The organism is Rhodococcus aerolatus (assembly GCF_054783215.1).
In genome coordinates this window covers 17,062-32,964 of sequence record NZ_BAAGQZ010000024.1, presented here as the reverse complement: position 1 = coordinate 32,964, position 15,903 = coordinate 17,062, and the positions used below count along the sequence as shown (strand labels likewise).

The following is a 15,903-nucleotide window of genomic DNA, read 5'->3' as shown; positions in this document are numbered from 1 at the left end:
CGGGCGACGGCGCCGGGTGCGACCCTACGTCGCGGTGACGGCCGTCACTGGTCGGCCTGCGACTCCCCGTCGGCGTCCTCCGATTCCTCGGCGTCGTCGGTGTCGCCGGAGTCCTCGGTGTCGCCGGAGTCCTCGGTGTCGTCGGAGTCCTCGTCCCCACCGTCCTCGATCTCGCGGGCCTCGAGCTCGGCCTCCTCCCGCTCGACCTCGGTCCTGCCGGTCAGGTCCGCGTCGGGCGAGGGCTCGGCCCGCAGCTGGTCGGCGTTGTCCTCCGCCCCCTGCTTGGCCTCGCTGATCAGCTCGTCCACGTGGTCGAGGTCCTGGCCGTCACCGGCGTCGGTCGCACCGTCTGCGTCGCTCATGGGTGCAGACGCTGACCGGTCCGGGCCCGGCCGTCAACAGGAGGGGTCACGCCCCGGCGCCGAGCTCGCGCTGCAGCCCCGCCAGCGTGGCCCGGATGTTGGCCCGGTTGTGCGCGGCGAAGGTCGACCCGCGGGTGACGAGGCGGTCGAACACCGCGGCCCCCGCGTCGGGCCACCGCCGGTCGTCGGTCCACGTCTCGGTGACGCGGGTGCCGCCCGGGACCGGCTCGAGCCGGTACTCCCACGTCGCGATGCGGGCCCGCAGCCGCGGGGTGCGAGCGCCGATCGCCTCGACCCGGAAGGCGAAGCGGCGGTGCTCCTCGCGGGCGACCACGGTGCACCGCGTGCTCCACGGCACCCCGAACCGACGGTTGCGCCCCTCGAAGGTGGCCCCGACCTCGAGCGGGCCGGTGACGGTGGCGCCCACGTTCTCCGGGCTCCACCGGTGGGTCTCGGTGGGGTCGGACACCGCCGCCCACACCCGCCCGACGTCGGCGGCGACCTCGACGGACTCGCGGACGACGAGCGGGCGTGCCACCGCGCTCAGTGCCGCTTGCCGGCGACCGCGCGCTGCGCGGAGATGCGCTCGGCGGTGCCCACCAGCGCGACCGAGGCGACGACGGCGAGGACGAACCCGAGGATGTTGAGCTCGAAGATGCCCCCGGTGCCCAGCAGGAAGGCGACGGTCCCGCCGATGACGGAGCCGGCCAGCCCGAGCAGCAGGGTCGCGAGCAGGCTGAGGTTCTGCTTGCCCGGCTTGAGCAGGCGGGCGAGCGCCCCGATGACCAACCCGGCGACGATGAACCCGATCATGGTGACCTCCCGGCGGGGGACGACCGATTCGTCCCGTCCTGGGGTCAACGCCGCACCCCCGGGCGACGTTCCCGCGACTAGGGGTCGAGCCCGTCCCACAGGTCGGTCTCCCGCTCGCCGCCCTCCCAGGCCGGGCGCACCCGGACGAACGACTCGGAGCCGAACACCACCCGCCCCATCTCCTCGGGCAGGCCCAGCAGGAACGCCCCGTCGGACTGGCTGGCGTGGGCGCGCAGCGCGTCGCGCTTCTGCTCCACGTGGGCGGAGACGTCGACCACGGTGGTGATGAGCTCGTCGTCGGTGCCCATCACCGCGGGGTCGGGCAGGTCGTCCTCGCTGATGTCGGCCCCGGCCTCCCGCATCGCGGCCATGGCCTGGCGCCCCATCTCCAGCGCCGAGCGGGGCACCGCCGAGAAGTACAGCCGCTGCGGGATGCCCGTCGCCTCCGTGCTGGCCACCGCCACCCGGTGGGCCATGACGTGGTCGGGGTGGCCGTACCCACCGCGCTCGTCGTAGGTGACCACGACGTCGGGCCGGTACTGCTCGACGAGCCGGTCGAGCCGCTCGCGGGCCTCGTCGAGGTCGACGTTGGCGAACGCCTCGGGGGCCTGGGCGGTCTCCCAGCCCTCCATCCCGGAGTCCCGGTAGCCGAGCAGCTCGACGTGCTCGATGCCGAGGATCGCGCAGGAGCGGGCCAGCTCCTCGCGGCGGGTGGCCCGCACGGACTCGGGGTCGTGCCCCTGCTCCCCCGGCTTCACCCCGCCGGGGCCGTCACCCTGCTCGCCACCGGTGCAGGTGACGAGCACGGTGCGGACGCCCTGGGCCACCGCGCGGGCGAGCACCCCGCCGGTGGAGATGACCTCGTCGTCGGGGTGGGCGTGCACCGCCATCAGCGTCCTCACGGGGCTCAACGCTACCCACCCCCGGGGGCCGTGGTGCTGCCCCGCACGACGAGCTCGGCCGGGATGCGGCTGCGGACCGGGTCGGGCCCGTCGCGGTCGAGCTGCTCGAGCAGCGCGGCGAGGGCGCAGCGGCCCACCTCGGCGAAGTCCTGCCGCACCGTCGTCAGCGGTGGGGTGAGGTAGGCGGCGTCGGGGACGTCGTCGAAGCCGACCACGCTGACGTCCTCCGGCACCCGGCGGCCGCGCTCGGCCAGGGCGCGGAACACCCCCAGCGCGGTGGAGTCGTTGGCCGCGAACACCGCCGTCACCTCCGGCATCCGGGCGAGCACCAGGCCCGCCTCGTACCCGGAGCGGGCGGTCCAGTCCCCGGTGAGCAGGGGCGGGACCTCCGCGCCCGCCGCCTCGAGCGCGGCCCGCCAGCCGTCGACCCGCTGGGCGGACTCGAACCAGCCGTCCTGCCCGGTGACGTGCCAGACGGTGCGGTGGCCCAGGCCGAGCAGGTGCTCGGTCGCCTCCCGGGCCCCCGCCTCCTGGTCCACCGCGACCACGTCGAGCGCCCCGGCGGGCGAGCCCTCCACCACGACGAGGGGCAGCCGCTCGGCCAGCTCGGCGAGCCGGTCGGCCCCGGCCCGCAGCGGGGCGATGACGACGACCCCGTCGACACCCTGTTCCTGCAGCCGGCCCACCGCGGCGACGACGGCGTCGGGGTCGATCGACGGGGCGCTGGCCACGCTCACCGTGTACCCCGCCGCCCGCGCCGCGGCCTCCACGCCGTAGAGCGTCGACACCGGCCCGTGCAGCGCGCTGCCCGTGCCGACGACGCCCAGGACGTGCGAGCGCCCGGTGACCAGCGCCCGGGCGGCGGTGTTGCGCCGGTAGTCCAGCTCGTGCACCGCCTCCTGCACGCGCCGTCGCGTCCGCTCGGTCACGCTCGGGTGGCCGTTGAGCACCCGGGACACGGTCTGGTGGGAGACCCCCGCGAGCTGGGCCACGTCGGTCATCGCAGGTCGGCGTGCGTGATCGGTGCCCACGGTGCCCCCTCGTCGCTGCTCTCCGCCCGGTGCCGGCTCCCCCGGCCCCTACTTCACCAGGCTCTGCCGGTCGGGCGCCTGCTGGGCGTCCACGGCGGGGTCTCCGGCGACGGCCAGCGCACCCGCCGCGTCGGGCATGTCGTCGGTCGTCACCGGCTTCTCCGGCGGTGCCGCCTCGGCCGAGCTGCGGGTGCGCCCCGCGCGGCGCTTGGTCCAGATGTCGAAGGCGACCGCGGCGAGCAGCACCAGGCCCTTGACCAGCTGGACCCGCTCGCTGGGGGCGCCGATGAGCGACATCCCGTTGTTGATGACGGCGATGATGAGACCGCCGGTCAGCGCGCCGACGATGCGGCCGACCCCGCCCTGCACCGCCGCACCGCCGATGAAGGCCGCGGCGATGGCGTCGAGCTCGAACCCGTTGCCGGCGGTGGGCCCGGCCTGGTTGAGCCGGCCGGCGAAGATGATGCCGGCGAGTGCCGCCAGCACCCCCATGTTGACGAAGATCCAGAACGTGACCCGCTTGACCTTGATGCCCGAGAGCGTGGCCGCGTGGATGTTGCCGCCGATGGCGTAGACGTGGCGGCCGAACACGGTGCGCCCGGCCAGCGTCGAGTACCCGAGGACCAGCGCCGCGAGCAGGATCAGCACGTAGGGCATGTTCTTGAACCGGGCGAGCTGGACGGCGATGACGACGACCACCAGCGCGGGGCCCAGCAGCTTGGCCGCGAACAGCGGCAGGGCGTCGACGGCCTGGCCGTAGCGCAGCCTCGCGGACCGGGTGCGCCACTGGCTCAGCGCCATCCCGCCGATCGCCACCACGGCGACCAGGATCGTGAACAGGTCCGCACCGCCCAGCGGGCCCAGCGCGACGTTGCCGAGGAAGCCGGGCAGGAAGCCGTTGGACAGGGTCCGCACCGCGTCCGGGAACGGGCCGATGCCCTGGTTGCCCAGCACCATGAGGGTCAGCGCCCGGAAGACGAGCATGCCGGCGAGGGTGACGATGAACGCCGGGATGCCGAAGTAGGCCACCCAGAACCCCTGCCAGGCACCGATCGCCGCGCCCGCGACGAGGGTCAGCAGGATCGCCACCGGCCACGGCAGCCCCTGGTTGACCATGAGCACCGCCGAGATGGCCCCCGTCACCGCGACCACCGACCCCACGGAGAGGTCGATGTGGCCGGCGATGATGATCACGATCATGCCGATCGCCAGGATCAGGATGTAGGAGTTCTGGACGATGATGTTGCTGATGTTCTGCGGCGCGAGCAGCTGCCCGTTCGTCAGCACCGCGAAGAGCACGATGATGAGCGCGAACGCGATGAAGATGCCGCTCTGCCGGAGGTTTCGGGTGAGCAGGGTGCGCACCGACGCCGCGCCGCCCGTCCCCCCCGCGGACCCCGTCCCGGTCGCCGTGTCGGTCATCGTCGTGCTCCTGTTCCCTGGGTCATGAGGTGCATGAGTCGTTCCTGGGTCGCCTCGGCGCGCGGCACCTCACCGGTGATCCGGCCCGCCGAGAGGGTGTAGATGCGGTCGCAGAGGCCGAGCAGCTCGGGCAGCTCCGAGGAGATGACGAGCACCGCCTTCCCGGCGTCGGCGAGACCGTTGATGATCGCGTAGATCTCGTACTTGGCCCCGACGTCGATGCCGCGGGTGGGCTCGTCGAGGATCAGCACGTCCGGGTCGGTGTAGATCCACTTGCTCAGCACCACCTTCTGCTGGTTGCCGCCGGAGAGCTTCCCGGTGACCGCCCGCACGGTGGGTGCCTTGATGTTCATGCTCAGCCGGAACCCGTCGGCGACGTGGGCCTCCTCGTTGTCGTCGACGAACCCGCCGTGCACCAGCTTGTCCAGCCCGGCCGCGGAGATGTTGCGCTGGATGTCGTCGATGAGGTTGAGCCCGTAGCGCTTGCGGTCCTCGGTGGCGTAGGCCAGCCCGTGGGCGATGGCGTCGCTGACGTCGCGGACGGTGATCTCGCGTCCGTCCTTGTAGATCCGGCCGCTGATGTCGGTGCCGTAGCTGCGGCCGAACACGCTCATCGCCAGCTCGGTGCGCCCGGCACCCATGAGGCCGGCCAGGCCCACGATCTCGCCGCGGCGCAGCGCGAGGTTGGCGCGGTCGACCACGACCCGGCCGTGCTGGGTGGGGCTGTGCACCGTCCAGTCCTCGATCCGCAGCACCTCCTCGCCGGGGACGTTCGGCTCGTGCGGCGGGAAGCGTTGCGAGAGGTCGCGTCCCACCATCAGGGAGATGATGCGGTCCTCGGTCACGGTCGCGTCGGCCATGTCGAGGGTCTCGACGGAGCGGCCGTCGCGGATGACCGTGGTCCGGTCGGCGACGGCGGCGATCTCGTTGAGCTTGTGCGAGATGATCACGCAGGTGATGCCCTCGTCGCGCAGCCCGCGCAGCAGGCCGAGCAGGTGCTCGGAGTCGCTGTCGTTCAGGGCCGCGGTCGGCTCGTCGAGGATGAGCAGCCGCACCTGCTTGGACAGTGCCTTGGCGATCTCCACGAGCTGCTGCTTGCCCACCCCGAGGTCGGAGACCGTGGTCGTGGGGTTCTCGGCGAGGCCGACGCGCGCGAGGAGCTGCGCCGCCTCGTGGTTGGTGCGGTTCCAGTCGATGAGCCCGCGCCGGGAGCGCTCGTTGCCCAGGAAGATGTTCTCCGCCACCGACAGGTACGGGCTCAGCGCCAGCTCCTGGTGGATGATGACGATCCCACGGGACTCGCTGTCGCGGATGTCGGAGAACGCGCACAGCTCGCCGTCGAAGGTGATCTCGCCGTCGTAGGTGCCGTGCGGGTAGACCCCGGAGAGCACCTTCATCAGGGTGGACTTGCCGGCCCCGTTCTCGCCGCAGATGGCGTGGATCTCCCCGCGCCCCACCGACAGCGTCACGTCCTGCAGCGCCTTCACCCCGGGGAAGGTCTTGGTGATGCCGCGCATCACGAGGATGTCGTCGGGCACGGGGTCCTCCTCACTGCTCGGCCCGGCCGGGCGGGCACCGCGGTGCCCGCCCGGCCGGGAGGGGGTCACTTGAGCTGGTCGGCCGTGTAGTAGCCGGAGTCGACGAGGACCTTCTGGTAGTTGTCCTTGTAGACCGCGACCGGCTGCAGCAGGTAGGCCGGGACGACCTTGTCGCCGTTGTCGTAGTCGGTGGTGTTGTTCACCTCGGGGGTCTGTCCCTTGAGGATCGCGTCCGACATCCCGATGGTGGTCTGGGCCAGCTGGCGGGTGTCCTTGTAGATCGTCGAGTACTGCTCACCGGCGATGATCGACTTCACCGAGGCGACCTCGGCGTCCTGGCCGGTGACGACCGGGTAGGGCTGCCCGGCGGTGCCGTAGCCGTTGGACTTCAGCGCCGAGAGGATGCCGATGGACAGGCCGTCGTAGGGCGAGAGGACGCCCTGGACCTTGGCGCCGGAGGAGTAGGTGGTGGTGAGGATGTCCTCCATGCGCTTCTGCGCGGTGGCCGGGTCCCAGCGCAGGATGGCCACGGTGTTGAAGTCCTTCTGCCCGCTCTTGACCACGAGCGTGCCCTTGTCGATGTAGGGCTGCAGCACCGACATCGCGCCGTCGAAGAAGAACGTGGCGTTGTTGTCGTCGGGCGAGCCGGCGAACAGCTCGATGTTGAACGGGCCGGCGGGCGGGTTCGCCACGTCGGAGCCGTCCTGGTTCTTCAGGCCCAGCCCGGCGAGCAGGCTGGTGGCCTGCAGCACGCCGACCTTGTTGTTGTCGAAGGTGGCGTAGTAGTCGACGTTCGGGCTGTTGCGGATCAGCCGGTCGTAGGCGATGACCGGGATGCCGCGGTCCTTGGCCTCCTGCAGCTGGGTGGTGATGGCGGTGCCGTCGATGGACGCGACGATGAGCAGCTTGGCGCCCTGGGTGATCTGGTTCTCGATCTGGTTGACCTGGGTGGGGATGTCGTTCTCCGCGTACTGCAGGTCGACCTTGTACCCCATGCCCTCGAGCGCGCTCTTGACGTTGTTGCCGTCGGCGATCCAGCGCTCGGAGGACTTGGTGGGCATGGTGACCCCGACCAGCGCGCCGGTGTTGTCACCACCCGAGGACGCCGCGGCGTCCGTGGTCTTGGTGCTCGAGCCGCAGGCCGCGAGGCTGACGGCCAGCGCCGTCGTCACCGCGGCGGTGGCCAGGTTCCGAAACTTCACTGTCTCTCCCTGATGTGGCGGGCTGCAGCTCGGGGTGAGCGGCAGGTGGTCCGGGTGGTGCGGTGGTGGCGCTACCGGCGCCCGGGCAGGCCCTCGGCCACCCGGTAGTAGGCCTGGTTCCAGCGGAGCCGGTCGGTGAGGTCGTGGGTGGTGGTCGTCGCGTCGACGACGACGAGCTCGGTGCGCAGCATCTCGGCGAGGTCGCGCACCGTGGCGGTGTCGACGGCCGTGCTGAGCACGGTGTGGTGGGGCCCGCCCGCCGTCAGCCACGACTCGGCCGAGGTCGGCAGGTCCGGGTGCGGCTCCCACACCGCCCGGGCCACGGGCAGCGCGGGCAGCGGCTCGTCGGGGGCGACGACGTCGACCTCGTTGAGCACGAAGCGGAACCGGTCGCCGAGGTGCGCGGTGCCCAGCACCACGGCGGGCCCCGGGGCGGCGTCGAACACCAGCCGCACCGGGTCCTCCCGGCCCCCGATGGACAGCGGGTGGACCTCGCAGGACGGGGTGGCGGCCGCGATGGACGGGCACACCTCGAGCATGTGGGCGCCGAGGATGCGCATCGGGCCCGGGCCCAGGTGGTAGGTGTAGTCCTCCATGAAAGAGGTGCCGCCGGGCAGCCCGCGGCCGACCTCCTTGACCGTGGCCAGCACGGCCGAGGTCTTCCAGTCGCCCTCGCCGCCGAAGCCGTAGCCGTCGGCCATGAGCCGCTGCACGGCCAGGCCGGGCAGCTGGCGCAGGCCCCCGAGGTCCTCGAAGTTGGTGGTGAACGCGCCGAACCCGCCGTCGACGAGGAAGCTGCGCAGCCCCACCTCCTGCCGCGCCGCGACCCGCAGCGCGTCGTGCTGCGCCCCGCCGACCGCGAGCTCCGGGGCCAGCCGGTAGGCGTCGGCGTACTCGGCGACGACCCGGTCGACCTCGGCGTCGGAGACCTGGTCGACGACCGCGACGAGGTCGTTGACCCCGTAGGTGTTGACCGACACGCCGAACCGCAGCTGCGCCTCCACCTTGTCGCCCTCGGTCACCGCGACGTCGCGCATGTTGTCGCCGAAGCGCGCCAGCTTGAGGGTGCGCAGGTGCCGGGCGCCGCGGGCGGCCCGCGCCCAGGCGGCGACGCGCTCGAGCACGGCGGGGTCGTCGACGTGGCCGGCCACGGTCTTGCGGCTGACCCCGAGCCGGGTCTGGACGAACCCGAACTCCCGGTCGCCGTGGGCGGCCTGGTTGAGGTTCATGAAGTCCATGTCGATGCTCGCCCACGGCAGCGAGCGGTTGACCTGGGTGTGCAGGTGCAGCAACGGCTTGCGCAGCGCATCCATCCCCGCGATCCACATCTTCGCCGGGGAGAAGGTGTGCATCCAGGCGACGAGGCCGGTGCAGTCGTCGTCGGCGTTGGCCTCGCGCACCGTGCGCAGGATCGCGTCGGCGTCGGTGAGCACCGGGAGCCAGCGCACCTCGCAGCCGAGCTCGGCGCGGTGCGAGCCGAGCCGGTCGGCGATGTCGCGGGACTGCTCCGCCACCTGGGCGAGCGTCTCCGGGCCGTAGAGCTCCTGGCTTCCGGTGAGGAACCAGACGGTCATCGTGGCAGTCCTGTCCCGGCCGTGTGCTGGCCGTACGCGTTCTGGTAGCGGTCGAAGAGGCGGTCGACGTCCGCGGGGTCGATCGGCACGGGCGTGCCGAGCTGGCGGCTGAGGTGGACGGTGCGGGCCACGTCCTCGCACATCACCGCGGCCTTGACCGCGGCGCGCGCGTCGCGGCCGATGCTGAACACCCCGTGGTTGGCCATGAGGACCGCGGGCGAGCGGTGCCCGCGCAGCGTGTCGACGATGCCGCGGCCGATGGAGTCGTCGCCGATGAGGGCGAAGGGCCCCACCGGGATCGGGCCGCCGAACTCGTCGGCCATGGCGGTGAGCACGCACGGCACGGGCTCGCGACGGGCGGCCCAGGCCCCGGCGTAGGGCGAGTGGGTGTGCACCACCCCGCCCACCTCGGGCATCGCGCGGTAGACGTAGGCGTGCGCGGCGGTGTCGGAGGAGGGCGCACCGTCCCCGTCGACCACGGTCCCGTCGAGGTCGCACACCACCATCGCGGCCGGGGTGAGGTCGTCGTAGGACACCCCCGAGGGCTTGATGACCATCAGCTCGGCCCCCGGGACGCGGGCGGAGACGTTGCCCGCCGTCCACGCCACGAGGCCGTAACGGGTGAGCTCGGAGTGCAGGGCGCACACCGTCTCCCGGACGGCGGCGACGGTCGCGCCGGGTGCGGTGGTGGTCACGACAGGGCCTCCCGGCGGATGGCGCGCAGACGGTGCAGCACGTCGGTGCCCCCGCGGCCGAAGTGGTCGTGCAGGGCGAGGTACTCGGCGTAGAGCGCGTCGTAGCGGCGGTGGCGGTCGGGGTCGGGCACGTGCACGGCCGTGCGGCGCCGACCCATGGCGGCGGCGGCGGCCCGCACGTCGGCGTGCACCCCGGCCGCCACCGCGGCGTGCAGCGCGGCGCCGAGCGCGGGGCCCTGGTCGGAGTCCAGCACGCTCAGCGGCATGCCGAGCACGTCGGCGTAGACCCCCATGACGAACGGCTTGTGCGCCAGGCCGCCCGCGACCACGAGCTCGGTCACCGGCACGCCGCTGTCGCGGAACGCCTCGACGATGACGCGGGCACCGAAGGCGGTGGCCTCGACCAGCGCCCGGTAGGTGTCGGCCGGGGTGGTGTGCAGCGTCTGCCCGACGACGACGGCGGAGAGCTCGTGGTCGACCAGCACCGAGCGGTTGCCGCTGTGCCAGTCCAGGGCCACCAGCCCGTGCTCGCCGACCTGCTGGGTCGCCGCCTCGGCGCTGAGCACGTCGTGCACGCCCACGCCCTGCTCGGCGGCCCGGGCGTGGACCTCCGGCGGCACCCCGTGCTCGACGAACCAGCCGAAGATGTCGCCGACGCCGCTCTGCCCGGCCTCGTAGCCCCAGCTGCCCGCGACGATCCCGCCCTCGACCACCCCGCACATGCCGGGGACCTCGGCCAGCACGTCGGAGACCATCACGTGGCAGGTGGAGGTGCCCATGATGGCGACGAGCTGGCCGGGGTCGACCGCACCGGCGGCGGGCGCGGTGACGTGGGCGTCGACGTTGCCGACGCACACCGGGGTGCCCTCGGCCAGCCCGGTCCAGGCCGCGGCCTCGGCGGTGAGCCCGCCGGCGCGGTCGCCGAGCTGGCCCACGGGGTGCTCGACCTTGTCGACGACGAAGTCGGCGAAGTCCGGGTGCAGCGCGCCGAGGTAGTCCTGGTCGGGGTACTTACCGTCCTGCAGCTGCCCCTTGTAGCCGGCGGTGCACGCGTTGCGGACGTAGCTGCCGGTGAGCTGCCAGACGATCCAGTCGGCGGCCTCGACCCAGCGCTGCGTGCGGGCGTAGACCTCCGGGTCCTCCTCGAGCAGCTGCAGGCCCTTGGCCAGCTCCCACTCCGAGGAGATGGCCCCGCCGTAGCGGGCGATCCACGGCTCGCGCCGGGAGTGGGCGAGCGCGGTGATGCGGTCGGCCTGCGGCTGCGCGGCGTGGTGGCGCCAGAGCTTGGGCCACGCGTGCGGCCGCGCGGCGAGGTCGGCCAGCTCGCACAGCGGGGTGCCGTCGGCGGTCGTGGGCAGCACGGTGCAGGCGGTGAAGTCCGTCCCCACGCCCACGACGTCGGCCGGGTCGACCCCGCTGGCGGCGAGGGCCTCGGGCACCGCGACGCGGAGCACCTCGACCCAGTCGCCCGGGTGCTGCAGCGCCCAGTCGGGCCGCAGCCGCTCCCCCGTGCCGGGCAGCACCCGGTCGATCACCGCGTGCGGGTAGGGGTGCACCGCGGTGGCGAGCTCGGCCCCGTCGGCCACACGGACCACGACGGCCCGGCCGGAGAGGGTGCCGAAGTCCACCCCCACCGTGACGCGGCGGTCCGCGTCCGATCCTCGTGCCATGCCTTCGAACCCCTGTCACCGTTGACGTGTCGAGGGAGTGTGAGCGTTAACAACGATCTGTGTCAAGCGTCACGCGCAGCCGTCATCGACCGTGTGTCAGAGGGGGTTCGGACCGATGCGCAGGATCACACGGTGTCCCCCGCGACGGTGTGGCAGGTCAGCCGCGGAGCTCGTCGGCGTCGGCGGCCCGCTCGCAGCGCACCAGGGCTGCGCCCAGCACCGCGAGGTCGTCGTCGCCCAGCGCCTCGGCGAGCCCGTCGGCGCTGCCCGGCAGGCCCAGCGCGGTGGCCGTGCCGAGCACCCGGTCGTCGACGAAGGGGCGCAGCGAGGGCCACACCGCCTGCGCCTCGCGGCAGAAGATGTCCGCGCCGACGGCGCCGATCCCCGGGAAGTCGGTGACCAGGTCGCGGACCCGGCCGGGGTCGCCGTCGGCGGCGTCGCGCAGGCCCCGCAGGTCGTCGTCCCACTCGTCGACGACGCGCTGCGCGGTCTGCACGAGCTGGGCCGCCGTGCGGTGCTTGCGCAGGAACCGCGCCTCGTTGAGCACGGCGAAGACGTCGTCCTCCGTCGCGTCCGCCATCGCGTGGGCCGAGCGGTACGCCTTCTTCAGCGCGGTCGCGGCCCGCACCCCGAGGTCGGCGGAGATGTTGGCCGAGAGCACGTGGGTCAGCACGAGCAGCTGGAACAGCGGTGCGGGCTCGTCGCGCAGCGAGATCCCCGCCTCGTCGGCGAAGGTCCGGCCGTGGCGGTCGAGCAGGCGGGTCAGGACGTCGTCAGCCATGCCGGGCAGTCTCGCGCCCCGGCCGCGCGGTCGCAGGGCGGGCGCACAGCCGCTGCTCAGCCTCCTCCCAGGTCGGCGGGGCACGGTGGGGACACCGAGACCGACAGGAGACACCGGGCTCGGCAGGACCGGAGGAGGACGACGTGGTGGACACCGTGGTGACGTGGGCGGGGACGGCCCTGGCCCTGGCCGTGCTGCTGGTGATGGTCGCGGCCGGGTGGGTCAGCGCACCGGCCGCGTCCCCGGCGGTGGTGCGGCGGCGCGAGGACCGCTGAGCACCCGCCGCACCACCAGCCGGGGCAGGCCGGAGGCGGTGGCCGCGGTGGTGCCGACGACCTCGAACCCGCAGCGGGCGAACATGGCTCGCGTCCCCACGAACGCCATCGTGGTGTCCATCCGGCCGACGGGGTCGACGGGGTGCGCCTCCACCGCCGGCGCCCCGTGCGCGGCGGCGAAGGCGACCGCACCCTCGATCAGCGGCGTCGTCACCCCCCGCCTGCGGTGCCCGCCGCGGACCACGACGCACACCACCGTCCACACCGCCACGTCGTCGAGCGGGGGCATCACACGGCTGTGCACGAGCCGCGGGATCGCCGCCCGCGGGCCGACGTTGCACCACCCCACGGGCACGCCGTCGTCGTAGGCGAGGACCCCCGGCGGGAGGTCGCCCGCGCACAGCGCCCGGGCCGCCGCCTCGCGGCTCCTCCCGCCCAGCGCGGCGATGTCCGCCGACCGCAGCCGGTGCGACGGGCACCAGCAGTGCGTCGTCCGGCGCGTCGGGTTCACCACGTCGGCGAAGTCCTCGAACCTCTCCGGCGTCACCGGGTGCGTCTCCACCGTCACGGGCCCTCCTCGCGTACCCCCACCCTGCCACCGCCGGCGCCGCTACGGTGACGCCGTGAGCACCCCCGCGACCGTCCGGCGCTGGCACGAGCTCGCCGCCGCCCCGGACCCCGCCGTGCTGCGCGAGCTGCTGGCCGAGGACGCGGTGTTCCGCTCGCCCGCGGTGCACGCGCCGCAGGAGGGCCGGGACCGGGTGCACGCCTACCTGTGGGCGGCGCTGGCCGTGCTCGGCCCGACGCTGACCTACGTCGACGAGTGGCACGCGGAGCGCTCGGCGGTGCTCCGGTTCGCCGCGGTGGTCGACGGCCTCGACGTCGACGGCGTCGACCTGCTCGAGTGGGACGCGACGGGCCGCATCACCGCGTTCACGGTCATGGTGCGGCCGCTGCGCGGGCTGCAGGCCCTCGTCACGGCCATGGGCACCGAGCTGTCCCGGCAGCGCGACCCCGACCCCGGCCGCCCCTAGCGCATCCGCGCGAGCCGGGCCCGCAGCTGCTCGGCGCGGTGGGTGTTGCCGGTGAGCGCCACGTAGCGCTCCCCGTGGGCGGCCAGCAGGGCGTCGTCCAGCCGGCGGACCGCGCCCGGCGGGAAGCGGTAGCCGAGCCGCTCGTTGAGGCCCACCAGCACGGGCGAGCGCAGCACCTCGGCGAGCTCGTCGAAGCGGGTGATGCCCAGCTCGAGCAGCAGCCCGGAGATCCAGCCGTAGCGGTCGGCCCGCGACCACCCGGCGTCGGCGTACTGCCCGGCCAGGAAGGCGGCCAGCTCCCCGGGGTCCAGCCGCGGGTCGTCGGGCTCGTCCTCCCCCACCTCGGCCGGCTCGGCGGCGCGGAGCTTCTCCCGGATGGCGGAGAGCTGCTCGTCGGCCAGCTCGAGCAGGCCCGCGGCGAGGGTGAACCGGCGGTCGAGGTCGTGGGCGTGCTCCGCGGGCACGTGTCCCTTGTAGCGGGCCTCGTGCTCGAACTCGGCCCAGGCGTGCTGCAGCACGGTGCGGACCTGCACCTGGGCGAGCCGGTCACCGACGTCGGACCAGCGGGCCTGCCCGCGCCGCGCCGGGTCCAGGCCGATGAGCAGGTGGCGGCTGGCGTAGCCGAAGCGCCCCTCGGCGGCCGTCTGCTCGCCGAGGTCGCGGTCGTCGGTGACCACGACCTCCTCGCGCAGCAGGTCGGCGACCGCGGCCACGTCGCTCTGCACGTAGGTGATGATCCGGACGCCGAGCTGGTCGATGATGTCGGTCAGCGGGTCGGGGAACAGCAGCACGCCGTCGCGGCGTCGGGTGGCCTTCTCCGCGAACGACGCGACCGTCTTGGTCCGTCCCGTCACCGACAGGTAGTTGATGCCGGCCTCGTCGAGCAGCTCGGCCACGAGCTCCACCCACCCGGCCCCGGCCAGCTCGAGGCCGGGCCGCCGGGCGGTGTAGGTGCGCACCGCGGCCTGCACCGGGTCGGGCTGGCGGCGCGGGCGCAGCCGGGGCGGGCCGTCGGGATCGTCGGCGGGCCGCAGCGCGGGGGTGAGGATCGCGCCCGTGGCGTGGTCGCCGTAGACCGCCGTCTCGGCGGGGCGGGTGTCGGCGAACAGGGCGACGTAGGCGCACAGCACCGCGTCGACCTGGCCGGCGACGACGCGCAGCTCGGCCTTGCGGGTGGCCCCCACCACCGCCCGGCGCAGCCCCGCCCCGGTGGTGTCGACCTGCACGACCCGCTCGACGCGGTCCAGCAGGGCGAGCAGCGCGTCACGCTGGGAGTCCAGGGTGCGGCCGGGCCCGGCCCCGCGCCCCGGCGTGGTCGGCGGGTCGAGCAGCACGACCCCGGCCGCGTGCGGGTGGACCTCGATGCCCCGGCGGGGCCGCCCGCTGCGGGGGTCGGTGTCCAGGCCCAGCTCGGCGCAGAGCCGTGCGGCCCGGCCGAACACCTCGGGCTGGGGGCGGCCGGTGGCGGCCGGGCGTGCCCCGGCGCGGCGCAGGTCCCGGTCCAGGGCCTTCTCGGCCGGCCGGCGGCCGGTGGTGCCTGCCGCCACGATGGGCGCGTCGAGGGCGACGACGCAGGGCCCGCCGGCGTGGGGGGCCACCGCGGCGAGCACCTCGGCGTCGGTGCGCGCGGACCCGACCGCGAGCAACCGGGCGTCGGCGTCGAGCACCGCGACCCCGGTGGGGCCCGCCGTCCCCCGCGCCAGGTCGACGCCGACGTAGCGCACCGGACCCGTGGGCTCGCCGCTCACACGTGCCCGGCGAGCTGGGCCATGCGCGCCTGCAGCGCCTCGAGGTAGGCGTCGCGCCGCCGGCGTGCGTCCTTGCCCGCCCCGGGCTCGAGGTGGCTGCACGCGGGCAGGACGTCGACGGAGAGGTTGGCCCCGCCGGCCAGCGCCCGCAGCTCGTCGAGCCGGTCGCCGAACGGGGTCCCGCTGCCCGGGGAGTAGCGGCGCACCACGTCCTCCACGTCCTCGGTGAGCAGGTCGGCCTTGGTCACCACGACGACGAGCCAGGTGGGGCGGTGCCGCCGCACGGCCATCGCGGCGATGCGGTGGGCGGTGATGGCCCAGTCCTCCAGCTCCGCGGCCAGCTGGGCGTCCCGGGTGACGGCGGCCGCCCCCGAGGTGCCCGCCGGGCGGCGGCCGGTGGCGCGGCCGTCGGCCACCACGTGCAGCACGCCGTCGACGGGGTCGTCGTGGAAGACCTCGTCGAGCGCCCCGAGCCGGGTGGCGGCGTTGTCGCCGGGCACCACCCGGAAGCGGAAGCCGCTGAGCCGGGCGCCGCGGCGCACCTTGCGCTCCAGCACCGCGGACCCGGCGTCGGGGGTGCCGTCGTCGGAGCCGCGGCCGCACAGGTGGTCGACGAGCTCGGTCTTGCCCACGCCGGTCATCCCGGTGACGGCCACGGTCGGGAACCGGCGGGCCACGAGCCCGGTGACGCGCTCGCGGCCGCGGCCGAGCGCGGACGGGACGCCCCGCAGGCCGCGGGGGCGGTTCTCGGGCACGGGGCCTCCTGACGGCTCGGGGTGGGGTCGGTGGCGACCACGGCCGGACCCGACGGTATCGGTCCGGACGCAGCGGAGGCGGCCCCCGGACCCCGGGAACC

The 15,903-nt window shown here is 74.2% G+C and carries 17 protein-coding genes; 2 read left to right on the top strand and 15 right to left on the bottom strand.

Annotated elements, in window-relative coordinates; all coding sequences use genetic code 11:
• Nucleotides 1-44: 44 nt before the first annotated feature.
• The 12 genes from ACYVOF_RS09730 to ACYVOF_RS09675 all read right to left on the bottom strand — a co-directional run bounded on the left by ACYVOF_RS09730 (nucleotide 45) and on the right by ACYVOF_RS09675 (nucleotide 11,990).
• Nucleotides 45-362 (bottom strand): hypothetical protein, encoded by a 318-nt coding sequence (locus ACYVOF_RS09730; RefSeq protein WP_460865979.1) that lies wholly within the window; start codon nucleotides 360-362, stop codon nucleotides 45-47.
• 46 nt (nucleotides 363-408) lie between these two features.
• The gene (locus tag ACYVOF_RS09725) at nucleotides 409-900 is read right to left on the bottom strand and encodes an SRPBCC family protein (protein WP_460865977.1); all 492 of its coding nucleotides are present in this window, start codon (nucleotides 898-900) and stop codon (nucleotides 409-411) included.
• Between the two features lie 5 nt (nucleotides 901-905).
• Complete coding sequence (locus ACYVOF_RS09720) at nucleotides 906-1,175, bottom strand: GlsB/YeaQ/YmgE family stress response membrane protein (RefSeq protein WP_460865975.1); 270 nt, start codon at nucleotides 1,173-1,175, stop codon at nucleotides 906-908.
• Between the two features lie 77 nt (nucleotides 1,176-1,252).
• Nucleotides 1,253-2,077 carry a PIG-L family deacetylase gene (locus ACYVOF_RS09715; RefSeq protein ID WP_460865973.1) on the bottom strand — a complete coding sequence of 275 codons (825 nt, stop codon included), beginning with the start codon at nucleotides 2,075-2,077 and terminating at the stop codon, nucleotides 1,253-1,255.
• An 11-nt stretch (nucleotides 2,078-2,088) separates the two neighbouring features.
• Complete coding sequence (locus ACYVOF_RS09710; protein WP_460865972.1) at nucleotides 2,089-3,078, bottom strand: LacI family DNA-binding transcriptional regulator; 990 nt, start codon at nucleotides 3,076-3,078, stop codon at nucleotides 2,089-2,091.
• 78 nt (nucleotides 3,079-3,156) lie between these two features.
• Entirely contained in the window at nucleotides 3,157-4,530 is a 1,374-nt protein-coding gene (gene mmsB, locus ACYVOF_RS09705) for a multiple monosaccharide ABC transporter permease (RefSeq protein WP_460865971.1), read from the bottom strand.
• Nucleotides 4,527-6,068 carry a multiple monosaccharide ABC transporter ATP-binding protein gene (gene mmsA / locus ACYVOF_RS09700; protein WP_460865969.1) on the bottom strand — a complete coding sequence of 514 codons (1,542 nt, stop codon included), beginning with the start codon at nucleotides 6,066-6,068 and terminating at the stop codon, nucleotides 4,527-4,529. The genes mmsB and mmsA overlap by 4 nt, the downstream gene beginning before the upstream one ends.
• Before the next feature lie 65 nt (nucleotides 6,069-6,133).
• The gene (chvE, locus tag ACYVOF_RS09695) at nucleotides 6,134-7,270 is read right to left on the bottom strand and encodes a multiple monosaccharide ABC transporter substrate-binding protein (protein ID WP_460865967.1); all 1,137 of its coding nucleotides are present in this window, start codon (nucleotides 7,268-7,270) and stop codon (nucleotides 6,134-6,136) included.
• 71 nt (nucleotides 7,271-7,341) lie between these two features.
• Nucleotides 7,342-8,844 carry an L-arabinose isomerase gene (gene araA / locus ACYVOF_RS09690; protein ID WP_460865965.1) on the bottom strand — a complete coding sequence of 501 codons (1,503 nt, stop codon included), beginning with the start codon at nucleotides 8,842-8,844 and terminating at the stop codon, nucleotides 7,342-7,344.
• Entirely contained in the window at nucleotides 8,841-9,539 is a 699-nt protein-coding gene (locus ACYVOF_RS09685; RefSeq protein WP_460865963.1) for an L-ribulose-5-phosphate 4-epimerase, read from the bottom strand. Before ACYVOF_RS09685 ends, araA begins: the two co-directional genes overlap by 4 nt.
• On the bottom strand, nucleotides 9,536-11,209 hold the full coding sequence (araB, locus tag ACYVOF_RS09680) for a ribulokinase (protein ID WP_460865960.1): 1,674 nt from the start codon (nucleotides 11,207-11,209) through the stop codon (nucleotides 9,536-9,538). Before araB ends, ACYVOF_RS09685 begins: the two co-directional genes overlap by 4 nt.
• 157 nt (nucleotides 11,210-11,366) lie before the next feature.
• Complete coding sequence (locus ACYVOF_RS09675; protein ID WP_460865958.1) at nucleotides 11,367-11,990, bottom strand: endonuclease; 624 nt, start codon at nucleotides 11,988-11,990, stop codon at nucleotides 11,367-11,369.
• 143 nt (nucleotides 11,991-12,133) lie between these two features.
• On the opposite strand from ACYVOF_RS09675, the gene ACYVOF_RS09670 reads away from it, so the two are divergent.
• On the top strand, nucleotides 12,134-12,265 hold the full coding sequence (locus tag ACYVOF_RS09670; RefSeq protein ID WP_460865956.1) for a hypothetical protein: 132 nt from the start codon (nucleotides 12,134-12,136) through the stop codon (nucleotides 12,263-12,265).
• Here the strand turns inward: ACYVOF_RS09670 and ACYVOF_RS09665 are convergent.
• Nucleotides 12,213-12,833, bottom strand: coding sequence for a GNAT family N-acetyltransferase (locus ACYVOF_RS09665; protein WP_460865954.1), 621 nt, complete (start codon nucleotides 12,831-12,833; stop codon nucleotides 12,213-12,215). The two genes, ACYVOF_RS09670 and ACYVOF_RS09665, sit on opposite strands and share 53 nt — an antisense overlap.
• Before the next feature lie 55 nt (nucleotides 12,834-12,888).
• Between ACYVOF_RS09665 and ACYVOF_RS09660 the strand changes: the two genes are divergently transcribed.
• Nucleotides 12,889-13,299, top strand: a complete 411-nt coding sequence (locus ACYVOF_RS09660) for a nuclear transport factor 2 family protein (RefSeq protein ID WP_460865952.1) — start codon at nucleotides 12,889-12,891, stop codon at nucleotides 13,297-13,299.
• Here the strand turns inward: ACYVOF_RS09660 and ACYVOF_RS09655 are convergent.
• Nucleotides 13,296-15,047 (bottom strand): DUF429 domain-containing protein, encoded by a 1,752-nt coding sequence (locus tag ACYVOF_RS09655; protein ID WP_460865950.1) that lies wholly within the window; start codon nucleotides 15,045-15,047, stop codon nucleotides 13,296-13,298. The genes ACYVOF_RS09660 and ACYVOF_RS09655 overlap by 4 nt on opposite strands.
• Complete coding sequence (locus ACYVOF_RS09650; RefSeq protein WP_460865948.1) at nucleotides 15,044-15,802, bottom strand: GTPase domain-containing protein; 759 nt, start codon at nucleotides 15,800-15,802, stop codon at nucleotides 15,044-15,046. Before ACYVOF_RS09650 ends, ACYVOF_RS09655 begins: the two co-directional genes overlap by 4 nt.
• Between the last annotated feature and the right edge of the window lie 101 nt (nucleotides 15,803-15,903).